The following is a 23,001-nucleotide window of genomic DNA, read 5'->3' on the forward strand; positions in this document are numbered from 1 at the left end:
TGGGTGAAAAAGAGAATTGCTTAAAGAGAGTAGTTCTCTTTTTATTTTTTATTAAGCTATTGAAACGGAAATGAAAGGATGAGGGACGTAATGAAGAGGGGATTATCTAAATTAGCAGATATACTAGTCAACCATTCTACTAAAGTGCAACCTGGTGATCATGTGTTAATTCAAAGTGTTACGGAAATAGACCCTATAGTAGTTCGTGAAATTATTAAGTCAGTGGAAAAAGCAGGTGGATATGCACATGTATCAATGCGTGACGTTTCTGTTACGCGGCAATTAATTTTGTCTGGATCTGAAGAACAGTTTAAGTTATTTGCAGATTGGGAGTGTTACCGTTTAAGTAAGATGCAAGTATATATTAATCTCCGTAGTCCTAGAAATGCATACGAACTAGCAGATGTACCAGCAGAAAAAATGAAATTATATCAAAAGGTATTTGGAAAGGCTCATAGTGAAGCAGTGTATAAAACGAGATGGGTGACAACTCGAATTCCGAATGCGGCTTCAGCGCAAGAAGCGAATATGAGTACCGAGGCTTATGAGAAATTTTATTATGATGTTTGTACGTTAGATTACAAAAAAATGTCGAAAGCAATGGATCCGTTAAAAGAATTAATGGAAAAGACAAAACAAGTGAAAATCATTGGGAATGGTACTGATTTGAATTTTTCCATTGAAGGAATCGGTGTTTTAAAGGGAGATGGTACAGATAATATACCTGATGGCGAAATATATACAGCACCTGTCAAAAATTCAGTGAATGGGATAGTAGCGTTCAATACAGTATCTATTCAACAAGGTTATGCGTTTCAAAATATTAAGTTACATATTAAGGATGGGAAAATAATAGAGGCATATGCAAACGATACAGAGCGAATAAATCGAATTCTTGATACGGACGAGGGAGCAAGATATATCGGAGAGTTTGCACTGGCTTTTAACCCTTACATACTACATCCGATGAATAATACGTTATTTGATGAAAAAATAAATGGTAGTTATCATTTAGCAATTGGGGATTCGTTACAAGGTGCAGAAAACGGGAATCAATCAGCGATACATTGGGATTTAGTGAATATTCAAAGATCAGAGTATGGCGGGGGTGAAATTTGGTTTGATGATGTACTGATTAGAAAAGATGGGTGTTTTATTTTACCAGGGCTGTTAGGATTAAATGAAGAGAATTTAAAAAGGTAAAGTGCTTTTTGGAAGTTGTGTAAAGGAGATTAAAACCCTAGGACAGGGCAAGATAGGAGGAAGTTAAAATGAGAAAGAGTGAAATGTTTCAGGATTTTAATTTTAAGTTAGTGGTAATTGAAGCTTTATTAGATAAAGAGCCACTATTTCTAAAAGAATTGAAAGACTTAATAGAAAAGCATACGAATAATTTTGAATGGTATTCAGGAGTTGGGCCAATTGTTGAAATCAAAGCTTTTTTAGAAGCGTTAACTTTGGAAATAAGTGATTTGGAAAAGATTGAGTCCCTTTGCTTTGATGGTGGGAATGAAATTTATCATATTTTAAAGCCTGATTGGGACGGTGAAGACAGTTTATTTGATGTTATATCTGTTGAAGGATTTCAAAATCTAAAAAATTTAAAAACAGTGGAATATATTTCACTGTGTTACCCGAAAGTATTAGAACCATTAAAACAAGCTGGAATAGAAATTGAGGATTAATGAAGAGAATTTAAAATGGTAAAGTACTTTATTGAAATTGTGTAAAGGAAATTAAAACACAACATATTAAACGAAGTGATTTATCGTATAAATTTACATTCAGCTAATATTAGTAGGTTAATAGAAAAATTAGTGTTAATTGTTAAATGGGGCGTGTAAAAACGACAAAATCTCTTAAAAAACACTTAACTTTTAACTCCATCTATCTTTACAATCCCTCCCTATAATGTGAATTGGACAAGCACCTAAGAGAAAGCAGAACATGTCAGTTTGTACATTCTATTATTAGGGGGAGAATTTGTATGAAAAAGACAGTTGCTTCGTTAGCAGTTATGGCGGCATTATTACCGACGTTTTCAGTGCATGCGGAAGGGAAAGAGCAAGCCCGAAAATCAGCTACAACTTTTAATGTTATTAGTGATATTCAAGGTGATTTAGGGGATTTTGATCATGTGCTAAAAGATATGAACAAAGTGACGCCACTTTCTAGAGCGCTTATTATGAATGGGGATATAACGCCGACTGGACAACAGTCACAATATGATGATGTAAAGCGTGTGTTAAATAAAAATAAGCATCCAGAAAATGTATGGTCTACTGTTGGGAATCATGAGTTTTATGCTGGTAAATGGACAGCGGATGGGAAACTCTCTCAAAGTACATGGCCAAATGGTGTAACGGAAGAAACACTATTTGGTCGCTACTTACAATTTAGTGGACAAGAAAAGGTATATCATAAAAAAGAATTAGATGGCTATCCACTTTTATTTTTAGGAACTGAAAAATATATGAAATACCACGATTCAAAAATGTGGGACGAAGTATATATGAGTGATGAGCAATTAGGTTGGTTAAAACAAAATTTAGAAGAGTACAGTCAAAAAGATAAAAATAAGCCAATCTTTATTTTCTCTCATCACGTTTTACCTGATACAGTATCTGGATCAAGACAATCACCATATTTACAAGATTATTTAAACGTGGATAAATTGTATGATATATTAAAAGACTATCCGCAGGTTGTTTTCTTCACGAGTCATACACATTGGGATTTAAACTTACCTGACTGGGCTGGTAAAAAGAAAATTAAAGGCGGAGATGAAAAAGGTTTCACTGTTGTAAATACGGGCGGGATTGAAACAGGCTGGATGTCAGCAGGACCAAATGGAGGAGAGAAAACTGCTCCAGATGGCTATTCATTTAAACAAGGGTTACAAGTGAAAGCATATGGTAACGATGTAATTGTGACAGCTTACGATTACAAACGTGATAAGGATATAAAGAAGTTATTAATTAGTGATTCAAAAATTGCGCAGATGGCACCAAATGTAACGGCAGATGATCGTAAAAATATAATTGTCGGTGCAAATGAATATATGGAGTATTCTATAGAAGGAACGAATGAGTGGCATACGTATAGTCAAGCAAATCCTCCGAAATTTGATGGAGATAAAACTGTATACGTACGTAATAAAGGTGAAATGAATTTAGAGCCGGGATTAACGCAGTTACTTCGTTTTTCGGTAAATAAGTGATTGGAGGGAGTCTGCATTTGAATGTGTGGGCTCTTTTTTTGTTGATGAGAAAGGGGTTGCCTGTCTGTCGTTTTTTGTCGATAGATCGATATATTAAGAAAATCGTTGATATACTGCAAGTTACGATCGATATATTTGAAAAATCGTTGATATATTGTAAGTAATGAACGATATATTTAAAAAATCGTTGATATAAATTTCATGTACCGTAATTAAGTTAAAATCATTAATACGGTTTTACTTATCAAAATGAAATTCTAATACATTTTTAACCGAGAAAGGTGACTTCACCATTTTTACATGTAATAATAGTAACGTTACATATATTGCGAAAGAAGTACAAAAGGAGCGTTACAATGAATTTAGCTAAATTCCCGAGAAAAAAATATACAGAATCATATACACCAATTGAAAAGTTAAACAATTTTTCTGAAGCACTTGGTGGCCCGACTATTTATTTTAAACGAGATGATTTACTTGGTTTAACAGCCGGTGGTAATAAGACGAGAAAGTTAGAATTTTTAGTTGCGGATGCACAGGAAAAGGGTGCAGATACGTTAATTACAGCTGGTGGTATTCAGTCAAATCATTGCCGCCTGACACTTGCTGCTGCGGTAAAAGAAAAAATGAAATGTATTCTTGTATTAGAGGAAGGGCTTGAGCCAGAAGAGAAGAGAGACTTTAACGGAAACTATTTCTTATATCACTTATTAGGTGCTGAAAACGTCATTGTTGTACCGAACGGAGCAGACCTGATGGAAGAGATGAATAAAGTAGCGAAAGAAGTAAGTGAAAAAGGTAGTACACCATATGTAATTCCAGTTGGTGGATCAAACCCTACGGGCGCAATGGGATACGTTGCTTGTGCGCAAGAAATTATGGCGCAATCATTTGAGCAAGGAATTGATTTCAGTTCAGTTGTTTGTGTAAGTGGTAGCGGCGGTATGCATGCTGGTTTAATTACTGGTTTTTCTGGAACACAAAGCCATATTCCTGTAATCGGGATTAATGTAAGTAGAGGAAAAGCTGAGCAAGAAGAGAAAGTAGCAAAACTTGTAGATGAAACTTCAGCACACGTTGGTATTCCAAACTTTATCTCGCGCGACGCTGTTACGTGCTTTGATGAATATGTAGGACCAGGCTATGCGTTACCAACGCCGGAAATGGTAGAGGCAGTTCAGTTACTTGCGAAAACAGAAGGTATTTTACTTGATCCAGTGTATACAGGTAAGGCAGTAGCGGGATTAATCGACTTAATTAGAAAAGGTAAATTTAATAAGGAAGACAATATTTTATTCGTACATTCAGGTGGTTCACCAGCTTTATATGCGAATACTTCTTTATTTGCGTAAGTGTAAAAAGCATTGGGTATCCAATGCTTTTTTTGTTATATACTGGAATTACCGAGAGGTAGGAGGATGATATGAATTCAAATTTAAAATGGATTATATATACGGTACTCGGCATTTCTATTCTATTAATCTTATTTGTGGCTTATGGGGTGTATTCTTATTTTACATTTTAAAAGCGTAATGGAAGTGAACTATTATATACACTAAAGGCGGAGAGCGCTATGCAAATTAGAAATTTGTATTTAGTCTTCAGCGTGATTTGTTTATTTGTAGTAACCAGCTGTTCAAATAATATAGGAAATCATAATCAAACAATCGAAGTGCAAAAACATGCTGGTGATAATCATTATGAGGATTTGAAGGTAATTACAGACAAGAATAAAGTATTGCAAGTAAAGAAAATATTAAATGATACTAACTTTGAAAATAAAAAGGTGGAAATGTCTCGTTCAGCTGATTATCAGTTTGTTTTTCAGTTTAAAAATCCGAAAATAGAAGCGAAAGCTGTTTTATATCAAATGTGGATTAGTCCTAATAAGGATAAAGTAGAAATAATGGCGGGGGATAATCAGTACGCTCAATTAGCAGAGAAAGACGCAGCTGCTTTTATGAAGATTGTTACTGGTGAGAAGTTAGCTGAATAAAAGTATATGGTAGATTTTGCTCTCTAATTCCCCACTTATTTTTCGCTTTGAGGGATAATTAGTGAGAAATATCGAATGAGAAGTAATCGTGAAATAGTAAAGAATATATTCACTGCTAAAAGAAGAGTTGTTTAAAAAACTCTCCGCATCGTTATGTAATGTTAATAAGAAGAAGTAGAAGGTAGAAGTAAATCTAAATAAAACCCAAAAGGGATAAATAGGAAAATGTAGAATCTTTATATATAAGATGTTCTGAATTTTTAGATATAAGGTAGAGTGGAGGAAGAAAGATGATTCAATTTCCTATGGAAGATGCTGAACAATTTTTTAGATCCTATAGTATTGGTAGGTTTACAGTTAGTGAAGATGAAGGGAAATTAATTTTTAGTACAAACTTAAATGGTCATTCTAATTTATGGGCGATGGATTTACCCAATTTATCCCCTTATCCCTTAACATATTGTAATCAATCAAGCAATTTTATTAAAATGGATTCTTTAAATCGATTTATTTTAGCTGGATTTGATAAAGATGGGGATGAAAATTATCATATTTATGCATTAAAACCAGAGGGTGGTGGATTGCTTGAATTGATTCCAGCAGGAGAGACAGAAAAGGATTACTTTGTGCATTTAACAGAGGATGGGGAACGATTATACTATGTCACAAGTAAAGATAACCCAATGATCTTAAACTCTCGTTGTTATAATATACGCACAAAAGAAGATACGCTGTTGTTAACTGGTGTGGAGACACCTACATATGTAGAGGCAGTAAGTCCGAATGAATCAAGTTACATTGTTTTAAAGTCATATAGTAATACATATAATGTAGGATATGTAAAAAAAGGAGAAGAACTTATTTGTTTAGTACCTTCCAGTGAGAAAGAACATACTGTAGGCTCCATTTCTTATATTGATGAAAATACAGTGATTTTCGTTACAAATTATGAAGAAGAGTTTTCCTATGTAGCTTCTTTTGATTTAAATAAACAGGAATTCAAACCAATCTGTAAAATAGAGAAGGAAGATATATCCGATATAAAATGGCATGCTGAAACAAAAAATGGCTACATTGTTTCGTCGAAAGGTGTTACAGATAGGTTATATAAATTTGTATGGGATAAAAAAGAGTTAATTCTATTGAATTCTCCGGTAGATACGATAAGTCAAATTGAAATTACAAAATCGGAAAATTTATATTTACTAGGTGAAAGTGCGACGAAAACAGCAAACATCTATTACAAGAAGAATAGAGATACAGAATGGGCAGCATTAACAAAAAACTATGTTATTGGTCTATCTGAATCTTCTTTTGTTGAACCGGATGTTATAACATATGCCTCTTTTGATGGGTTAAACATAGAAGCATTATTATTCCGGGCGAAAGGAGAAGTACAAAACGGATATACAATATTTTGGCCTCATGGTGGTCCACAAAGTGCTGAGACGAAAGATTTCAGAGCATTATTTCAATATTTATTAAGGCAGGGATATAATATTTTTGCGCCAAACTTTAGAGGTAGTACAAGATATGGTTCAACGTTTACAAAAATGATTGAAGGTGATTGGGGAGAAGCGCCGCGTTTAGATTGTGTAGCAGGGATCGAATGGTTATTTGAACAGGGGATATCAACTCCTGATAAATTATTTGTTATGGGCGGTAGTTATGGAGGATATATGACCTTATTGCTTCACGGGCGTCATTCAGAGTATTTCCGTGCAGCCATTGACATTTTTGGACCTAGCAATTTATTTAGTTTTATCGAATCTATGCCTGAAAATTGGAAACCGCTCGCAGTTAATTTAATAGGTGATATTAATAATGATAAAGATAAGCTTATACAAGATTCACCAATTACTTACTTAAATCAAATGAATAAACCACTCCTTATCATCCAAGGGGCAAATGATCCACGAGTTGTAAAGGAAGAATCGGATCAAATTTTTCACGCGTTGCAAGAACAAGGAGTAGATGTAGAATACCTAGTATTAGACGATGAAGGGCATGGATTTTCAAAAAAAGAAAATGAAATATATGTATATCGTCGCATAACAGAATTTTTAGCAAAGCATAAGTAAAAGAAATGGCATTTTACGGGGTATGATCATATCGCTATCAGGCTAAAAATGCAGAGAAATGACAATGAAATTATTGAATAAATAAGAATGAAACAACTTAATCGTTACGTAACAAAAACGCTATTCTTTCCCTAGAATCATAGGAAAGGATAGCGTTTTTGTTGTGAACTTATTGATTTTGTATGAACTGGAATTGTTGTCTAAAGAGTTGCAACAGATTTTTTTATAAATTGAAAGACAAGGAGACGAACTTGGAGGGAGTATTGGAAGCACACAATGAATATATTGAGGAGTGCATGTTTGAAAACATTAAATCAATGGAAAATGAAATGTTTTGTTAGAATGTCTGAGCTGCGGACCAATTCTATCACTTTAATTAACTAAAAGAAGAATTTCCCCATCCCGATTAGACTACTAATCATTCCTATTCCATTCATGGTGCCTTTTCCTGCTGTAAATAAGTTTCCAAGCATTCCTGGCTGACCGTTACCTCCGTTATTTCCCCATCCCATTGGGGCCCACGGACTACCCCATCCTGGAGGGTTTCCAAAAACACCCGAGTTATTGGTATTGAAATGAAAAGGCTTAGTTGGCGGCGATAGTAAAGCGGCAAGATGCCCTTGTGCGAACATCCCTGTATGATTGAATGGTTGGGCCCAGGGGAAGGAAGGTTTTTGAAAATTAAAACCTGCATGACCTGGTAGTGGAGTCCAATTATCGGGATGTCCTTGGGGCATCGTCCCTGCATAATTGATTGGCTGCCTCCAAGAGAAGGGAGGGGATTGGGGACTGAACCCCGTATAATTGGCTGATGAATCCCAACTAACTGGATAAACTCGGTAACTCCAATTCTCAGGAATCTTCAAATCATTCATTACCTCAGATGTAGTTATTTCGGGCTGTGAATATAATGAAATTTCGTTAGTATATTGTTCCCCGTTTCCCTTTGAATTCAAATACCAATATTGGTCCATACGCTTATTCTCCTCACTTTAAAAATGTAATGTTAGACTTAGCCTATGTAATATTCCTTTTTATGGATGGTTACATAACTAGATATACAAGCCTGTATTTAAAGGAATGGGTGCGTGGTCTTTTTGATTTTTCTCGCTGCCCGTAAAATACCCATTGATTTAAAGTTTCACTTTATTTTAGAAGGTGATTTTCAGTTGCTTATTTTGTGTATTTCAGCCTAATTTAAATTCCGTTAACAAACGTTTTTATAAAGGTTTCATCAACAAAAAGATTTTAAAATGGTATGTTGAGCAAGTGGAATTGCTAAAAAGAGAATATCCATTCGAAGAGTTTGGCAAAATACTGCAAGGGTAATGTTTTCTTGTGCAAATATGTAAACGATTTAAACGAATCAATGAAATTTATAATGAAGGGGCAATTAAATATATGAGTGAAACATTACATAAAAGAAAACCACCATATTTAATGCTTGTAATCCTTTTTATTGGGGCATTTGTTTCATTTCTAAATAACTCCCTTTTAAATGTAGCCTTGCCATCAATAATGAAAGATTTAAACATTCAAGATTATTCAACGATCCAGTGGCTTTCTACAGGGTATATGCTTGTAAGTGGTATATTAATTCCGGCATCAGCATTTTTAATAACGCGTTTTTCAAATAGGAGCCTATTTATTACATCTATGGTGATTTTTATTCTTGGTACTGCCTTAGCGGCTGTAGCACCGAACTTTGGTTTATTACTTACTGGGCGGATGGTTCAAGCGGCAGGCTCTTCAGTTATGGGACCTTTGTTAATGAATATTATGCTAGTAAGCTTTCCAAGAGAAAAAAGGGGAACAGCAATGGGGATTTTTGGACTAGTTATGATTACAGCTCCAGCAATTGGGCCAACACTATCAGGTTATATTGTAGAGTATTATGACTGGCGTTTGCTGTTTGAAATGATTTTACCGTTAGCAATCATTAGCTTACTGTTAGGGATTTGGAAATCTGAGAATGTCATGAAACAAAACAAAAATGCAAAACTTGATTATCTCTCATTACTATTATCTTCTGTCGGTTTTGGCGGTTTGTTATATGGATTCAGTTCTGCAAGCTCCGATGGTTGGACAAATAAATTTGTCTTAACAACCTTAATCATAGGCGCTATTGCCCTAATTGCTTTCATTATTCGTCAATTAAAAATGGATGAGCCGTTATTGGATTTACGTGTTTACAAGTACCCAATGTTTGCACTTGCGTCTGTAATTGCAATTGTTAACGCGGTAGCCATGTTTTCGGGTATGATTTTAACACCAGCTTATGTACAAAACGTCCGTGGCATTTCTCCGCTGAGCTCTGGACTGATGATGCTTCCAGGTGCGGTTATAATGGGGATTATGTCACCAATTACAGGTAAACTATTTGATAAATATGGTCCTCGGATTCTTGGCATAGTGGGGCTTTCCATTACAGCTGTTTCAACTTATATGTTGGCAAGTCTGCAAATTGACTCTAGTCACACACATATTATTCTTATCTACACACTGCGGATGTTTGGGATGGCGATGGTTATGATGCCACTTATGACAAATGGTCTTAATCAATTGCCAACTCGCTTAAACCCGCACGGTACAGCTGTTAATAATACGGCTCAACAAGTGTCCGGTTCGATTGGTACTGCTATTCTTGTTACGATTATGAACTCTGTAACAAAAACAAAAGCTGAAAGTTTAATGTCTCATATAGATCCAACAACCTTTACAGAAACTACGAAGGCAATAGTAACTCAGAAGGCTTTATTATCTGGAATTCAATATTCATTTTATGTAGCGCTTGGCATGAATGTTGTTGCACTACTATTAGTTTTTTTCGTTAAACGTGTAGATACAAGTGCGGAAGCTGTCGAGAAGTTAAATCGGTAGAGAAGAATAAAACGCTTGATAATGATTCCTACAAGTTTTTTGCTGCTAAGGCGCCGGTATTTAAAGCTGGAAAAGAACTGAAAGAAGCAGTGAAATAATTATGTGGTGAAAGAGGACCTGATATTCATATCAGGTCCTCTTTCATTAGTAACACGGTATACTTGCTTATCGTATTGGTTTAACTAAACTACTGATTTTTCGAATACTACAATCTTAAGCTCGTCAACTTTTCTATTTTGGGGTGTTTTAGAAGAAAATAAATCAAAATAATCGTTTTTATAAACAAATACAAGAGATGAGATCCGTTTGCAATTTCTCATAAACATTACAAGTCTAGATTATCTTTTAACACCAACATTAAAAGGCTCCAATTATATTTATTCGCTTCATTTTAATTTAGTATTTTTCTACAAGTTATAAATTTAATTGCCAAGCTTATACGCAATATCATAATCATGAATAGTTAGGGAAAAGATAAAATAAGGTAATCAATTATATATCTTTATCCCAGGCGATTAGTTGCTATTTCTTCTTTATTAAATGGGATATGTTATCCCGAATTAACGGGCAGTAAGACCCCCACCTCAAAATTTAGCGGAAGCAAAGAAGTTAGGTGGGGGACCAACTGCCCGTAAAAGCCCGATTGGTTCAACTAATAATCAGTGGGGGATGAACAAAACCCCCACTGATTAAAGTTTCACTTTATTTCATGCTTTTTTGAAAGGGTGTTTTAAATGGAAAAAAAAGTATCTGCCATTCCTCAGCCGAAAACATATGGACCGCTGGGTAATCTCCCATTAATCGATAAAGATAAACCGACCCTATCCTTTATCAAGATAGCGGAAGAGTATGGTCCCATTTTTCAAATTCAAACTTTAAGTGATACCATCATTGTCGTTTCTGGACATGAATTGGTAGCAGAAGTTTGTGACGAAACACGGTTCGATAAAAGTATAGAGGGTGCTTTAGCAAAAGTTCGTGCCTTTGCTGGGGACGGATTATTTACTAGCGAGACTCACGAGCCTAACTGGAAAAAAGCTCATAATATTTTGATGCCTACATTTAGCCAACGGGCAATGAAAGATTACCATGCCATGATGGTCGATATTGCTGTACAACTCGTTCAAAAATGGGCACGACTTAATCCGAATGAAAACGTAGATGTTCCGGAGGATATGACTCGTCTTACGTTAGATACAATTGGTCTATGTGGTTTTAATTACCGATTCAATAGCTTTTATCGTGAGACCCCTCATCCTTTTATTACTAGCATGACCCGTGCTCTAGATGAAGCGATGCACCAATTACAGAGGCTGGATATAGAAGATAAACTCATGTGGAGAACGAAACGTCAATTTCAGCATGATATTCAATCTATGTTTTCTTTAGTAGATAATATTATTGCTGAACGTAAAAGTAATGGGAATCAGGAAGAAAATGATTTACTTTCCCGTATGTTAAATGTGCCAGATCCGGAAACTGGTGAAAAATTAGATGATGAAAATATTCGTTTCCAAATTATTACCTTTTTAATAGCTGGACATGAGACAACAAGTGGATTGTTATCTTTTGCAATTTACTTTTTATTAAAGAATCCGGATAAGTTGAAAAAAGCCTATGAAGAAGTAGACCGTGTTTTGACAGATCCTACTCCAACATACCAACAAGTTATGAAACTGAAGTATATACGGATGATTTTAAATGAATCGCTACGTCTATGGCCTACCGCTCCAGCATTCAGTCTCTATGCAAAAGAAGATACAGTGATTGGCGGGAAATACCCAATTAAGAAAGGAGAAGATCGTATTTCTGTTCTTATTCCACAGCTACATAGGGATAAAGATGCATGGGGAGACAATGTGGAAGAATTCCAACCTGAACGATTTGAAGAGCTGGATAAGGTTCCTCATCATGCTTATAAGCCATTTGGAAATGGCCAGAGAGCATGTATCGGTATGCAATTTGCACTTCATGAAGCCACTCTTGTAATGGGAATGCTTCTTCAACATTTTGAATTAATCGATTATCAAAACTATCAGCTGGACGTAAAACAAACATTAACGCTAAAGCCCGGTGATTTTAAGATTAGGATTCTACCCCGAAAACAAACTATTAGTCATCCTACTGTTCTTACACCTACAGAGGACAAGCTGAAAAACGATGAAATTAAGCAGCACGTTCAGAAGCCACCTTCTATTATTGGGGCCGATAATCTTTCACTTCTTGTTCTGTACGGCTCGGATACAGGTGTAGCAGAAGGTATTGCAAGAGAATTAGCAGATACAGCTAGTTTAGAAGGGGTTCAAACGGAAGTGGTAGCTCTTAACGATCGGATTGGAAGTTTGCCAAAAGAAGGAGCGGTTCTTATTGTAACTTCTTCTTATAATGGAAAACCGCCAAGTAATGCAGGACAGTTTGTGCAGTGGTTGGAGGAACTAAAACCGGATGAGCTAAAAGGTGTTCAATACGCAGTTTTTGGTTGTGGAGATCATAATTGGGCTAGTACCTATCAACGGATTCCAAGATACATTGATGAGCAGATGGCTCAAAAAGGAGCAACAAGATTTTCTAAACGCGGAGAAGCGGATGCAAGTGGTTATTTCGAGGAACAGCTTGAGCAATGGAAACAAAGTATGTGGTCTGATGCGATGAAGGCATTTGGATTGGAACTCAACAAAAATATGGAAAAAGAGCGCAGTACTTTGAGTCTACAATTTGTCAGTCGTCTTGGAGGATCTCCTCTTGCACGAACATATGAAGCAGTTTATGCATCTATACTAGAAAATCGTGAACTCCAATCACCCAGCAGTGATAGAAGTACACGACATATCGAGGTATCTTTGCCAGAAGGCGCTACATATAAAGAAGGAGACCACCTTGGAGTGTTGCCAGTTAATAGCGAGAAAAATATCAACCGAATTTTAAAACGTTTTGGATTAAATGGGAAGGATCAAGTTATACTGAGTGCAAGTGGACGAAGTATAAATCACATACCTTTAGACAGTCCTGTTAGTTTATTGGACCTTCTTAGTTATAGTGTTGAAGTTCAAGAAGCTGCCACTCGAGCACAAATACGAGAAATGGTAACATTCACAGCATGTCCTCCTCATAAAAAAGAATTGGAAGCATTATTAGAAGAAGGAGTTTACCATGAACAAATACTAAAGAAACGGATTTCAATGTTGGACCTTCTTGAAAAGTATGAGGCTTGTGAAATCCGATTTGAACGCTTTTTAGAACTTCTTCCTGCGCTCAAACCGCGTTACTATTCTATTTCAAGCTCTCCACTCGTTGCACACAATCGTCTGAGCATTACGGTCGGTGTTGTTAATGCGCCTGCATGGAGTGGGGAAGGGACATATGAAGGAGTCGCTTCTAATTACTTAGCTCAGCGTCATAATAAAGATGAGATTATCTGTTTCATTCGAACGCCACAATCAAACTTTGAATTACCTAAAGATCCAGAAACACCAATTATTATGGTTGGGCCAGGTACTGGAATTGCACCATTCCGTGGATTCTTGCAAGCGCGTCGTGTTCAAAAGCAAAAAGGTATTAACTTAGGACAAGCGCATCTATATTTTGGTTGTCGTCATCCTGAAAAAGATTATCTCTATCGTACAGAATTAGAAAATGATGAAAGAGATGGATTAATCTCTTTACACACAGCTTTTTCTCGTCTAGAGGGACATCCAAAAACATATGTACAGCATTTAATAAAACAAGATAGAATCAATTTAATTTCGTTATTAGATAATGGAGCTCATCTTTATATATGTGGTGATGGAAGTAAAATGGCTCCAGATGTAGAAGATACCCTTTGTCAAGCATATCAAGAAATTCATGAAGTCAGTGAACAAGAAGCAAGAAATTGGTTGGATCGTGTGCAAGATGAAGGGCGATATGGAAAAGATGTTTGGGCTGGTATATGAATGTTTCTTAATTAGTTACGTATTAACTAATGAATTTCTTTCGAATAAATTTCACTTTATTAGTATAGTGTATTTAGATGAATAGTAATTAACCGGACTATTTAGTATCTACTAAATAAAAAACAGGACCTGATATTCATCTATCAGGTCCTGTTTCACATAGACATTATACATGGATATTTTCCACACATTATCAATGTTTGTAATGTAGTTAGTCTTGTGGGTCAGCAATAAAATCAGATATTATTTTTTCGATATCGAAAGGAGTAATCCCTTTATCCAAAGAAAAAATGCTTTCTGCTTCTTCGATTTCTTGAACGAGTTCACCTCTAGCTTCAATATGTAATCGGAACAAGTCATATAAATTCGGTTTAACTAAATTAGTTAAAGCCTTTCCAACTAGTATCATACCTTTTTGATTAGCCTCGATGGTATTATCATAAGTTAGATCTCTTGTAAGAGACAAATCTGTCCAAATCAATTTTCGTTCCTTTAAGTCTAAAATAACTGGAATAGAGATTTGGGTGTCGGCAGTAATATCCACTTTATCTTGAACAGTAGAAGGTTCAAATACTTCACCTGAACCAGGATATTGACGAACCATCCAACCAGTAAAGCATTCTGGTAAATCTTTATATGGTTGGTCTGTGTAAGAAAGCAAAGTCATAACTACATAGCGTCCACCTAAGAATATTGTTAGAATTGGAGATCAAGCTTTAGATGTTTCGCAGAAAGAAACCTATGATTGGCGTGATGATGATAAGCACGTTAAAGAAATGCCTAAACAGTTTAGTAGATAAAACAAGAAAATTTAAATGTATTTAATCTTATTTGTTTAACTATAGATAGTATTATATGAGTGAAAGAGTCCATTTAAATCTTCTAAATGGACTCTTTTAGGTTTCTAGATACGACTACTGATAAAAATGGAACAAACTTGTTACTTAGGTTGTCTATTAAGTATACGTATAAAACAGGTGTTCATGATAGTTCAATCATTTTATGAAAAGTGAGATGCAAGAAGAGTGATATCCGATACACTCTTTAATTGTATCGATATGTATAACACCTAGAAAAACTATATATTCTTGAAAGAGGTTGAAAATATATGATAGTCTTAAACAAGTTTTTTAACATTTTACATTACAAAAAGATGGTACCTGTAGTATTTCTTTCGTGTGCAACGCTTATAGGCTGTTCCGATGGCAATACTCAGTCTGAATTACCTAAACAAACAAAACAAACAAATCAAACCAAACAAGAAACTACTGGTAATGATTCTTTTGCTAAACTTGAAAAAGAATTTGATGCTAAACTCGGTATTTATGCATTGGACACTGATACGAATCAAACCGTTACGTATCAATCAGATAAACGGTTTGCATACGCATCTACCCACAAAGCTTTAGCTGTGGGAGTACTTTTACAAAAGAAATCAATAGAAGATCTAAATCAAAGAGTTTTGTATACTTGTGAAGACCTTGTTAATTACAATCCAATTACAGAAAAGTATGTTGATAGGGGTATGACTCTGAAAGAGCTTGCAGATGCTTCCCTTCGATATAGTGATAATACTGCGCAAAATCTTATTCTTAAACAATTAGGTGGACCTAGTGAATTCAAAAAATCACTGAGAGAAATAGGAGATACCGTTACAAATCCTGAACGTTTTGAACCAGAGTTAAACGAAGTGCATCCAGGAGACGTACATGATACTAGTACCCCAAAGGCATTAGCTACTAGTCTTCAGGCTTTTGCGCTAGGAGATGTACTTTCAACTGAGAAACGGGATTTATTAATAGATTGGATGAAAAGGAATACTACGGGAGACAACTTAATTCGTGCTGGAGTTCCAGGAGGATGGGAAGTAGCTGATAAGACGGGCTCGGGATCTTATGGAACCAGAAATGATATCGCAATTATTTGGTCACCAAATAAAAAGCCAATTATTCTTGCGATACTTTCTAATCATGATAAAGAGGATGCTAAATACGATGATAAGCTTATTGCAGAAGCAACCAAAATAGCGCTGGGTGTCTTAAAAGCTAAAAATAAATAATAATAGTATTAGTTATTGAAATTTTCTTGTTTTTTCGTCACAATACTGTGACGGTCTTTTTGTGTATTTTACAAAAGATCGTCTTAAGTAAAGAAAGAAGATAGAAACCATCTCTATTAAGTTTATTAACTAAGTAACAACAAATATATGCTTTATTGAATACTTATTGCATTTAATGTGGAGGAATAAAATGGAGTCGAAAATTCTTATTGTTGATGATGATAAAGAGATTAGAAATCTTATCTCGGTATATCTGGAAAATGAAGGTCTAAAAACTCAAAAGGCAGAAGATGCTATACAAGCTTTACAACTGTTAGAAGAAAAGGACTTTGATTTGATTATTTTAGATATTATGATGCCGAATATGGATGGCATTGAAGCATGTATGAAAATTAGGGAAGATCGCAATATGCCTATCATTATGCTATCTGCAAAATCTGAGGATATAGACAAAATTCAGGGCCTAGCCTCTGGTGCAGACGATTATTTATCAAAACCGTTTAACCCACTAGAATTAATTGCTAGGGTAAAATCCCAATTAAGAAGGTTTAAAAAATACAATACATCCATAGAACATAATAAAAGCATTCTAGAAATTGGTGATTTAACCGTAAATACAGATACACGTCAAGTATGGGTAAGGGGAAAAGAAACAAGGTTAACTCCAAAAGAGTTTGCTATTCTCGAACTACTCGCCCGCAACAAAGGGATTGTCCTGAGTGTAGCAAAAATATATGAAGCAGTTTGGAAAGAGGTTTTTTATAAATCAGATAATACCGTCATGGTGCATATTACAAAAATAAGAGACAAAATTGAAGAAGATTCTAAACATCCCATTTATATTAAAACTGTTTGGGGAATTGGGTATAAAATATGAAGAATGTTAGTTTCAGAAATAAGATTATTATAAAACTTCTTGGTGCTGTTGCAATTAGTTTTTTTATTTCATTTGGTTTAACAATTCTCATTGTGCAATACGTCATAGATCCATTTTTTATAAAACACGAAGATTTTGGCATGTTTGAAGTGAGACTCGCAATGTTGTTCTTATTTACGTTCGCAATCTTAAACTTTATAGTAATCTTTTTGCTATTGGTTCGAAAGAAAATAGTATATTTGAAGCTCATTTCGGAAAATGTGAATGATATTGCAAATGGAAAACTGGGTTTAACAATTGGGATTAAGGGGAAGGACGAATTGACCCAACTTGCTCAAAATATCAACTATATGTCCAAGGAATTGGAGAATACATTTGAACAAGAAAGACAATTAGAACGTACAAAAAATGAACTTATCACCAATGTATCTCATGATTTACGCACACCTTTAACATCTATTATTGGCTATATAGATTTATTAAAAAGAGGGCAATACAACAGTAACATACAATTACAGGAATACCTTGAAACCACGTATTCAAAGTCACAGAGACTGAAATATTTAATTGATGAGCTGTTTGAGTATACTCGTTTATCAGGTATAGATGCTAAGTTAAACCTTAATGAAGTTGATTTATCAGGTTTGTTGGAACAAATAGTTGGAGAATACATACCTATATTTGAAAAGGAAAGTTTAATCGTTCAAAAATCAATTACGCAAGAAACAATACCTATCTTCATAGATGTAGAAAAAATGGTACGTGTTTATGAAAATCTTTTTATGAATGCGATAAAGTACAGCATGAAACCATCCGAATTATCTATATGTCTTGAACTAATAGGTAACAAGGCAATGTTGAAAGTATCAAATAAAGTCGAGAAACCGCCTGTTAGCGATCCAAATAAATTGTTTGAAAGGTTTTTCAGGGGGGACAAGGCAAGAAAAGATGACCAGGGAAATGGACTGGGACTTGCTATTTCAAAAAGAATTGTTGAACTTCATCATGGTAATATACATGCAGAATATAAAGATGGTTGGATGTCTTTTATTGTTGAACATTCAATTAGATAGAAAGCTTATGGAACTACAGGTTCCATAAGCTTTTTTTAAAACTTAAGAAATCTTAAGGATTTTACGGGGTGTTTCCTAATTTTCATAGTTTATCATGGGTGTATTCAAAGTGATGAGGTGAGCAAAGAAGATAAAAGGAAAGATTTCATTGTAGCTTAAGTGTGGAGGTAACATGTCTATTTTGTTAGTAGTAAACAAATTTAGTAGCTTATTGTAATGAAATAAAAAAATGTAGGAGGATATAAATGATAAAGCCAGTTGTAGATGTAAAAAACATTCAAAAATTGTACGGTAAAAAAGGTGAGAATCAATCACACGCATTAAAAGGTGTATCATTCTCAATTCAAGAGGGAGAGTTTGTTGGTATTATGGGGCCTTCTGGTTCTGGTAAAACAACATTATTAAATGTAATTTCAACGTTAGATAAAGCGACAGGCGGCGTTGTTGAAATTGCAGGAACGGATATTACGAGGATGAAGCAGGGTGAACTTTCTGATTTTCGTTCACAAAAGTTAGGATTCATTTTCCAAGACTTTAACTTATTGGAGAATTTATCCATCTATGAAAATATCGCACTCCCACTTTCACTTCAAGGTGTTTCATCTCGTAATATTGGAAAGAAAGTAGAAAAAGTAGCTGATATGTTAGGCATTACAGCTATACTTCAAAAATATCCTTCTGAAGTATCTGGTGGACAAAAGCAACGTTCCGCAGCAGCACGTGCGTTAGTTCATGAACCAGCAATTATTTTGGGAGATGAGCCGACTGGAGCTTTAGATTCTAAAAATGCAACGAGTTTACTTAATGCCATGACAAGCTTAAATAAAGAGCAAGGTGTATCCATTATGATGGTTACGCATGATCCTTACAGCGCAAGTTACTGTCAACGTATTTTATTCATTCAAGATGGTGAGTTATATAAAGAAATTCATCGCGGTAGTACCCGTGAAGAATTCTATAAAGAAATTTTAGATGTGCTTGCAAACTTAGGCACACAAAAAGCGTAAGGAAGGAAGTTCAATCATGTTATTTAAGCTTTCTATGTCAGGCCTAAAAAGTAAGTTGCAAGATTACATTGTTTTACTTGTTGGTCTTATTGTCTCTATTTCAACTTTTTATATGTTTCAAACGCTAGCATCCAATAAAACGTTCCTTGAATCTAACTCTTCTATTAGGGATATTGTGGCTGTCTTTAAAATTGGTTCCGTTTTGTTAGCGATTATCACATTTTTCTATATTTTATATGCAAACTCTTTCTTATCAGCTCTTCGTCAAAAAGAATTTGGTATGTATATGATGTTAGGAGCAAAAAAGCATAAAGTTACCTTACTTATGTTCATTGAAACAATCATATTAGGTGCCACCTCTCTTTTGATTGGAATTACAATTGGTGTAGGACTTGCAGAAGGTATCGGTCAGCTATTAATGAAACAACTCGAGTTTGCTGGCGAAGGTTATAAAGCATTTTATCTGCCATCTATAGCTATTACTTGCATCTTTTTCTTTGCACTCTTTGTATTATCTGCAATTATGAATAGTATTAAATTATCTCGTATTTCTGTACTGCAACTTGTACATGCTGATGAACAAACAGAACGTGTTGCCATAAAAGGAAAAATGACAGTTGTAGTTGCATTCCTTGGTATTCTTTTATTGGGTATTGGTTATGCATCACTTATTTATATATCATATGCAAATTCGCTAATTGTTTTGGGATTAATGGCTGTTGGATTAATCTCAGCAACTGTTGGTACTTACCTTATATTTGGATCACTTCTTCCAGTTATGATTAACAAGCTAAAGAGTAATAAAAAACGTAGTGAAAAAGGCCTCAATGCTTTTACTTTTGCACAATTAAATTTCCGCATTAATAGTCTAACAAATGTGCTTGCAACAGTAGCAATTTTAGTGGCTCTTGGTGCTGGTGGAATTGCTTGTGGTATGGCATTTAAAAACAACATCCTAAAAATTACAGATCAAATACAAATTTACGATTCAGTCATTCATAATCCAACAGTGGAAGAAAAGACAATTTTGGGTAGTATCTTATTTCAAGAAAAACTTGAATATCATTACAAAGTTGATGATAGATATGTTTATTATCTTAAAGAAGATGTAGAGAAAAATCGCCCTTTCTTGCAAGGTATGAAAATAGAGAAAGCTTCAGAGGAAATACCAATTGGTGCATTTTCAATAAAACGGGCTGAAGGAGAGACAGACACAAAACAATGGATTCAGGTTTTCAGAACGATCCAGCCCAATTATTTATATCCTGATTATGAAATAAAAATTGTAGATTATAACATATACAATGGATTGAAGGGGAAAGAAAGTATTGTGTTTATGGGGAAAACAGATGATTTTGGATCATACATAAAAGAATGGAAAAAACTTGATGAATTACAGATAGCAAAATATAAAAATGTGAAAGCGGAAGAATTGGGTAGTAAGTATCAAACATATATTATGAGTCATGATTTTGCCAGCGGACTAATGTTTATGGGTTTCTTCGTTGGAATTGCATTTTTAGCAATGATGGCAAGCTGCTTAATGTTTAAAGTTCTGTCGGGAGCATCAAAAGATGTAACACGTTATCAAATGCTTCATAAAATTGGTGTTCGCCGAGAGTTATTAACAAAATCGATTTATAAAGAGTTATTCTTCATATTCTTATTCCCAGCAATTGTAGGGATTACTCATATATTAGTTGGTATGAACATGTTTAGCCCTCTTGTAATCGATCCGTACTCTCGCATTTGGTTACCACTTGTTATTTTTGTAGTAATTTACTCGATGTATTACTGGATTACTGTTCAATTATTTAAAGGAATTGTACTCCCTAAAAAAGATTAATGTAATGATGTTGTTTATCCCGCATTAACGGGCAGCACGATTGGTGAGGGCTCATAATCAGTGGGGGATGAACAAACCCCACTGATTAAAGTTTCACTTTATCTTCTACTGTACCTTGTAACTACATTTTACCTTGCTGTAGAGAAACAAAAAAACATTTTTCTTATTCAATAATTCCAATTTCTAGAGCCTTTTGAACAGCTTCTTCTTTGTTACGGACTCCCAGCTTTGTATAAGCTGTGGAAGCATAATTTCTGACCGTACCATTCGATAAATATAACCTTGATGCTATGGTAGTGTATCGAAGTCCCTTTGCTACTAGCTGCAATATTTCTATCTCCCTAGCTGTTAGCTCATAAGCGGTTGCTTTTGATTGTGGTGTCTCTTTTTGCTCATCAAATTTCTCAAATATTTTGTGAGACATTCCTTGATCAATCAGTGTCCCACCTTTGTGAATAAGTCGGATCGTATTAGCTAGCTCCAATGTTTCAATAGATTTGAGTAAAAAACCATCCGCACCGTTGCGAAGCGATTCCAACGCCTGTTCGGTATCCTGAAAAGTGGTAAAAATCAATATGCGGATATGTGGCCATTGTTGCTTAATCTTTTTGGTTGCTTCGACTCCATCCATGTGTTGCATATCTAAATCCATAAGTATAACATGAGGCTGAAGGCGCCCACACAAATCGATGGCTTCATTGCCATCCTCGGCCAAACCGACTACATTTAAATCTTCATATCTATCGAGTAGTGTCCTCAAACTTTCCCGAATAAACGGCTGGTCGTCTACAATTAACAAACGAATAAGTCCATCTTTTATTTCAGTTTGTCGCGGTATGGTACATGTAACAAGCATTCCTTCATCTGGCTTTGTATATACAGACAATTGACCTTGCAAATTCATTGCTCGTTCTTTCATTGCATTCAGACCGAAGCCTTCCTGCCATTCTACATTTCCTTTTCCATTATCTTGAACTTCTAATCTCGTATATTGTTGTTCAAACTGCAATGAAACTATAATTTCAGTTCCCTGACCATGACGTACTGCATTCGTAAGGGACTCTTGTAAGCAACGAATGAACGCTATCTTCGCTTGCCGAGACAATTCATATTCCTCTCCGTATGCCCGAAAACTTACATTAACCTGAGCGTGCTCCTGAAATTCGGCTCCAAGATTTTGGAGAGATTGAATTAAGGAAGGCGATTGACAAGGAGACTCCATTTGATGTAGGTAACCTCTCACGTCCTCGATGCTTTTACGTCCCATTTCAAGCAGAGAATCTAGCCTCTGTATACCCATTTCAGTAGCAAGTTCGGTGCGCAACGTTTCCATCCCCATAATAATAGAAGTATAAGCGTGACCAACTGTATCATGAAGCTCACTCGACAGTCTGTTTCGTTCTTCCGCCAGTGTAATGCGTTCAATCTGAGACATATATTGCTCAAGTACTGCGTTTTGTTTACGAATTGATTCATTTTGTTTATGATTGACGATTAATAAATGAAAAGCGAAGCCCATTACATATGCGAATCCATAATAGGTGACCATAATCCAATAGCTATTACTTGGCGAGACCGCATAGAAAATTCCAGTTGTTATAAAAACCGTTATTGGAGCTGTCCAATAATAGGACAAATGCTTACTATTCGCAGCAATTAGAAACACTGATATAAGAAATGTGTTGTAAGCCCCTGGAAATAATGAGGTTAAATATATACATAGTCCACCATACAGCAGTATTTCTGTGAACAAATAATATTTATAATTGAATAGTAAGGCTACCCATGGAACAGAGAAGGCAATAATTTCCCAAAGAATAATAATCCAAAGTGGTAATGTTAAACCATCCTGAAAATTTAATGTAGCTAGAATGATAGACACACTAGCAAGTAGGCGTACCCCTAACATAATCCAATCATACCAAAACCAATACTTAACCATATCTAACAAGTCCTTTACCCCCTAAATAGCCTACCATTTTACTTCCTATATTATAATTTAATCCTTCCTGCCTTATTATACTTTTTAA

General features: G+C 35.1%; 15 protein-coding genes and 1 pseudogene. 13 read left to right on the plus strand and 3 right to left on the minus strand.

Annotated elements, in window-relative coordinates; genetic code table 11:
• The first annotated feature begins 90 nt into the window (after positions 1-90).
• The 6 genes from MRP26_RS18900 to MRP26_RS18925 all read left to right on the plus strand — a co-directional run bounded on the left by MRP26_RS18900 (position 91) and on the right by MRP26_RS18925 (position 7,297).
• The gene (locus MRP26_RS18900) at positions 91-1,203 is read left to right on the plus strand and encodes an aminopeptidase (protein ID WP_071731918.1); all 1,113 of its coding nucleotides are present in this window, start codon (positions 91-93) and stop codon (positions 1,201-1,203) included.
• Positions 1,204-1,271: 68 nt separating this feature from the next.
• Positions 1,272-1,685 carry a DUF6892 domain-containing protein gene (locus tag MRP26_RS18905; protein ID WP_242806573.1) on the plus strand — a complete coding sequence of 138 codons (414 nt, stop codon included), beginning with the start codon at positions 1,272-1,274 and terminating at the stop codon, positions 1,683-1,685.
• A 302-nt stretch (positions 1,686-1,987) separates the two neighbouring features.
• Positions 1,988-3,220, plus strand: a complete 1,233-nt coding sequence (locus MRP26_RS18910; protein WP_000754289.1) for a DUF4073 domain-containing protein — start codon at positions 1,988-1,990, stop codon at positions 3,218-3,220.
• A 356-nt stretch (positions 3,221-3,576) separates the two neighbouring features.
• Complete coding sequence (gene cuyA, locus MRP26_RS18915) at positions 3,577-4,572, plus strand: D-cysteate sulfo-lyase (protein ID WP_001046608.1); 996 nt, start codon at positions 3,577-3,579, stop codon at positions 4,570-4,572.
• Positions 4,573-4,793: 221 nt separating this feature from the next.
• Positions 4,794-5,216 (plus strand): YhfM domain-containing protein, encoded by a 423-nt coding sequence (locus tag MRP26_RS18920; protein WP_001167092.1) that lies wholly within the window; start codon positions 4,794-4,796, stop codon positions 5,214-5,216.
• A gap of 290 nt (positions 5,217-5,506) precedes the next feature.
• Positions 5,507-7,297 (plus strand): S9 family peptidase, encoded by a 1,791-nt coding sequence (locus MRP26_RS18925; protein ID WP_242806576.1) that lies wholly within the window; start codon positions 5,507-5,509, stop codon positions 7,295-7,297.
• Between the two features lie 380 nt (positions 7,298-7,677).
• Here the strand turns inward: MRP26_RS18925 and MRP26_RS18930 are convergent, their stop codons facing one another.
• The gene (locus MRP26_RS18930; RefSeq protein ID WP_242806578.1) at positions 7,678-8,271 is read right to left on the minus strand and encodes a hypothetical protein; all 594 of its coding nucleotides are present in this window, start codon (positions 8,269-8,271) and stop codon (positions 7,678-7,680) included.
• A 427-nt stretch (positions 8,272-8,698) separates the two neighbouring features.
• On the opposite strand from MRP26_RS18930, the gene MRP26_RS18935 reads away from it, so the two are divergent.
• Positions 8,699-10,177, plus strand: coding sequence for a DHA2 family efflux MFS transporter permease subunit (locus tag MRP26_RS18935; RefSeq protein WP_000005108.1), 1,479 nt, complete (start codon positions 8,699-8,701; stop codon positions 10,175-10,177).
• Between the two features lie 734 nt (positions 10,178-10,911).
• Complete coding sequence (cypD, locus tag MRP26_RS18940) at positions 10,912-14,109, plus strand: bifunctional P-450/NADPH--P450 reductase (protein WP_242806581.1); 3,198 nt, start codon at positions 10,912-10,914, stop codon at positions 14,107-14,109.
• 211 nt (positions 14,110-14,320) lie between these two features.
• Here the strand turns inward: cypD and MRP26_RS18945 are convergent.
• Positions 14,321-14,794, minus strand: a pseudogene (locus MRP26_RS18945) (cytoplasmic protein); the annotation flags it as partial.
• A 423-nt stretch (positions 14,795-15,217) separates the two neighbouring features.
• On the opposite strand from MRP26_RS18945, the gene bla reads away from it, so the two are divergent.
• The 5 genes from bla to MRP26_RS18975 all read left to right on the plus strand — a co-directional run bounded on the left by bla (position 15,218) and on the right by MRP26_RS18975 (position 20,971).
• Entirely contained in the window at positions 15,218-16,168 is a 951-nt protein-coding gene (bla, locus tag MRP26_RS18955) for a class A beta-lactamase (protein ID WP_242806583.1), read from the plus strand.
• Between the two features lie 190 nt (positions 16,169-16,358).
• Positions 16,359-17,045 (plus strand): response regulator transcription factor, encoded by a 687-nt coding sequence (locus MRP26_RS18960; protein ID WP_075678214.1) that lies wholly within the window; start codon positions 16,359-16,361, stop codon positions 17,043-17,045.
• Positions 17,042-18,118: a HAMP domain-containing sensor histidine kinase gene (locus tag MRP26_RS18965; protein ID WP_000800285.1), complete on the plus strand. Its 1,077-nt coding sequence runs from the start codon at positions 17,042-17,044 to the stop codon at positions 18,116-18,118. Before MRP26_RS18960 ends, MRP26_RS18965 begins: the two co-directional genes overlap by 4 nt.
• 245 nt (positions 18,119-18,363) lie before the next feature.
• On the plus strand, positions 18,364-19,125 hold the full coding sequence (locus MRP26_RS18970; RefSeq protein WP_000595170.1) for an ABC transporter ATP-binding protein: 762 nt from the start codon (positions 18,364-18,366) through the stop codon (positions 19,123-19,125).
• A gap of 16 nt (positions 19,126-19,141) precedes the next feature.
• Positions 19,142-20,971: an FtsX-like permease family protein gene (locus MRP26_RS18975; RefSeq protein WP_000897821.1), complete on the plus strand. Its 1,830-nt coding sequence runs from the start codon at positions 19,142-19,144 to the stop codon at positions 20,969-20,971.
• Between the two features lie 163 nt (positions 20,972-21,134).
• Here the strand turns inward: MRP26_RS18975 and MRP26_RS18980 are convergent, their stop codons facing one another.
• Positions 21,135-22,922, minus strand: coding sequence for a helix-turn-helix transcriptional regulator (locus tag MRP26_RS18980; protein ID WP_098679691.1), 1,788 nt, complete (start codon positions 22,920-22,922; stop codon positions 21,135-21,137).
• Positions 22,923-23,001: the final 79 nt, after the last annotated feature.

The organism is Bacillus sp. CCB-MMP212, from assembly GCF_022748145.1.
Lineage (GTDB): Bacteria > Bacillota > Bacilli > Bacillales > Bacillaceae_G > Bacillus_A > Bacillus_A cereus.

Coding starts and splice junctions, on each gene's coding strand:
- MRP26_RS18900 (WP_071731918.1), top strand. CDS start 91: ATGAAGAGGGGATTATCTAAATTAGCAGATATACTAGTCAACCATTCT.
- MRP26_RS18905 (WP_242806573.1), top strand. CDS start 1,272: ATGAGAAAGAGTGAAATGTTTCAGGATTTTAATTTTAAGTTAGTGGTA.
- MRP26_RS18910 (WP_000754289.1), top strand. CDS start 1,988: ATGAAAAAGACAGTTGCTTCGTTAGCAGTTATGGCGGCATTATTACCG.
- cuyA (WP_001046608.1), top strand. CDS start 3,577: ATGAATTTAGCTAAATTCCCGAGAAAAAAATATACAGAATCATATACA.
- MRP26_RS18920 (WP_001167092.1), top strand. CDS start 4,794: ATGCAAATTAGAAATTTGTATTTAGTCTTCAGCGTGATTTGTTTATTT.
- MRP26_RS18925 (WP_242806576.1), top strand. CDS start 5,507: ATGATTCAATTTCCTATGGAAGATGCTGAACAATTTTTTAGATCCTAT.
- MRP26_RS18930 (WP_242806578.1), bottom strand. CDS start 8,271: ATGGACCAATATTGGTATTTGAATTCAAAGGGAAACGGGGAACAATAT.
- MRP26_RS18935 (WP_000005108.1), top strand. CDS start 8,699: ATGAGTGAAACATTACATAAAAGAAAACCACCATATTTAATGCTTGTA.
- cypD (WP_242806581.1), top strand. CDS start 10,912: ATGGAAAAAAAAGTATCTGCCATTCCTCAGCCGAAAACATATGGACCG.
- bla (WP_242806583.1), top strand. CDS start 15,218: ATGATAGTCTTAAACAAGTTTTTTAACATTTTACATTACAAAAAGATG.
- MRP26_RS18960 (WP_075678214.1), top strand. CDS start 16,359: ATGGAGTCGAAAATTCTTATTGTTGATGATGATAAAGAGATTAGAAAT.
- MRP26_RS18965 (WP_000800285.1), top strand. CDS start 17,042: ATGAAGAATGTTAGTTTCAGAAATAAGATTATTATAAAACTTCTTGGT.
- MRP26_RS18970 (WP_000595170.1), top strand. CDS start 18,364: ATGATAAAGCCAGTTGTAGATGTAAAAAACATTCAAAAATTGTACGGT.
- MRP26_RS18975 (WP_000897821.1), top strand. CDS start 19,142: ATGTTATTTAAGCTTTCTATGTCAGGCCTAAAAAGTAAGTTGCAAGAT.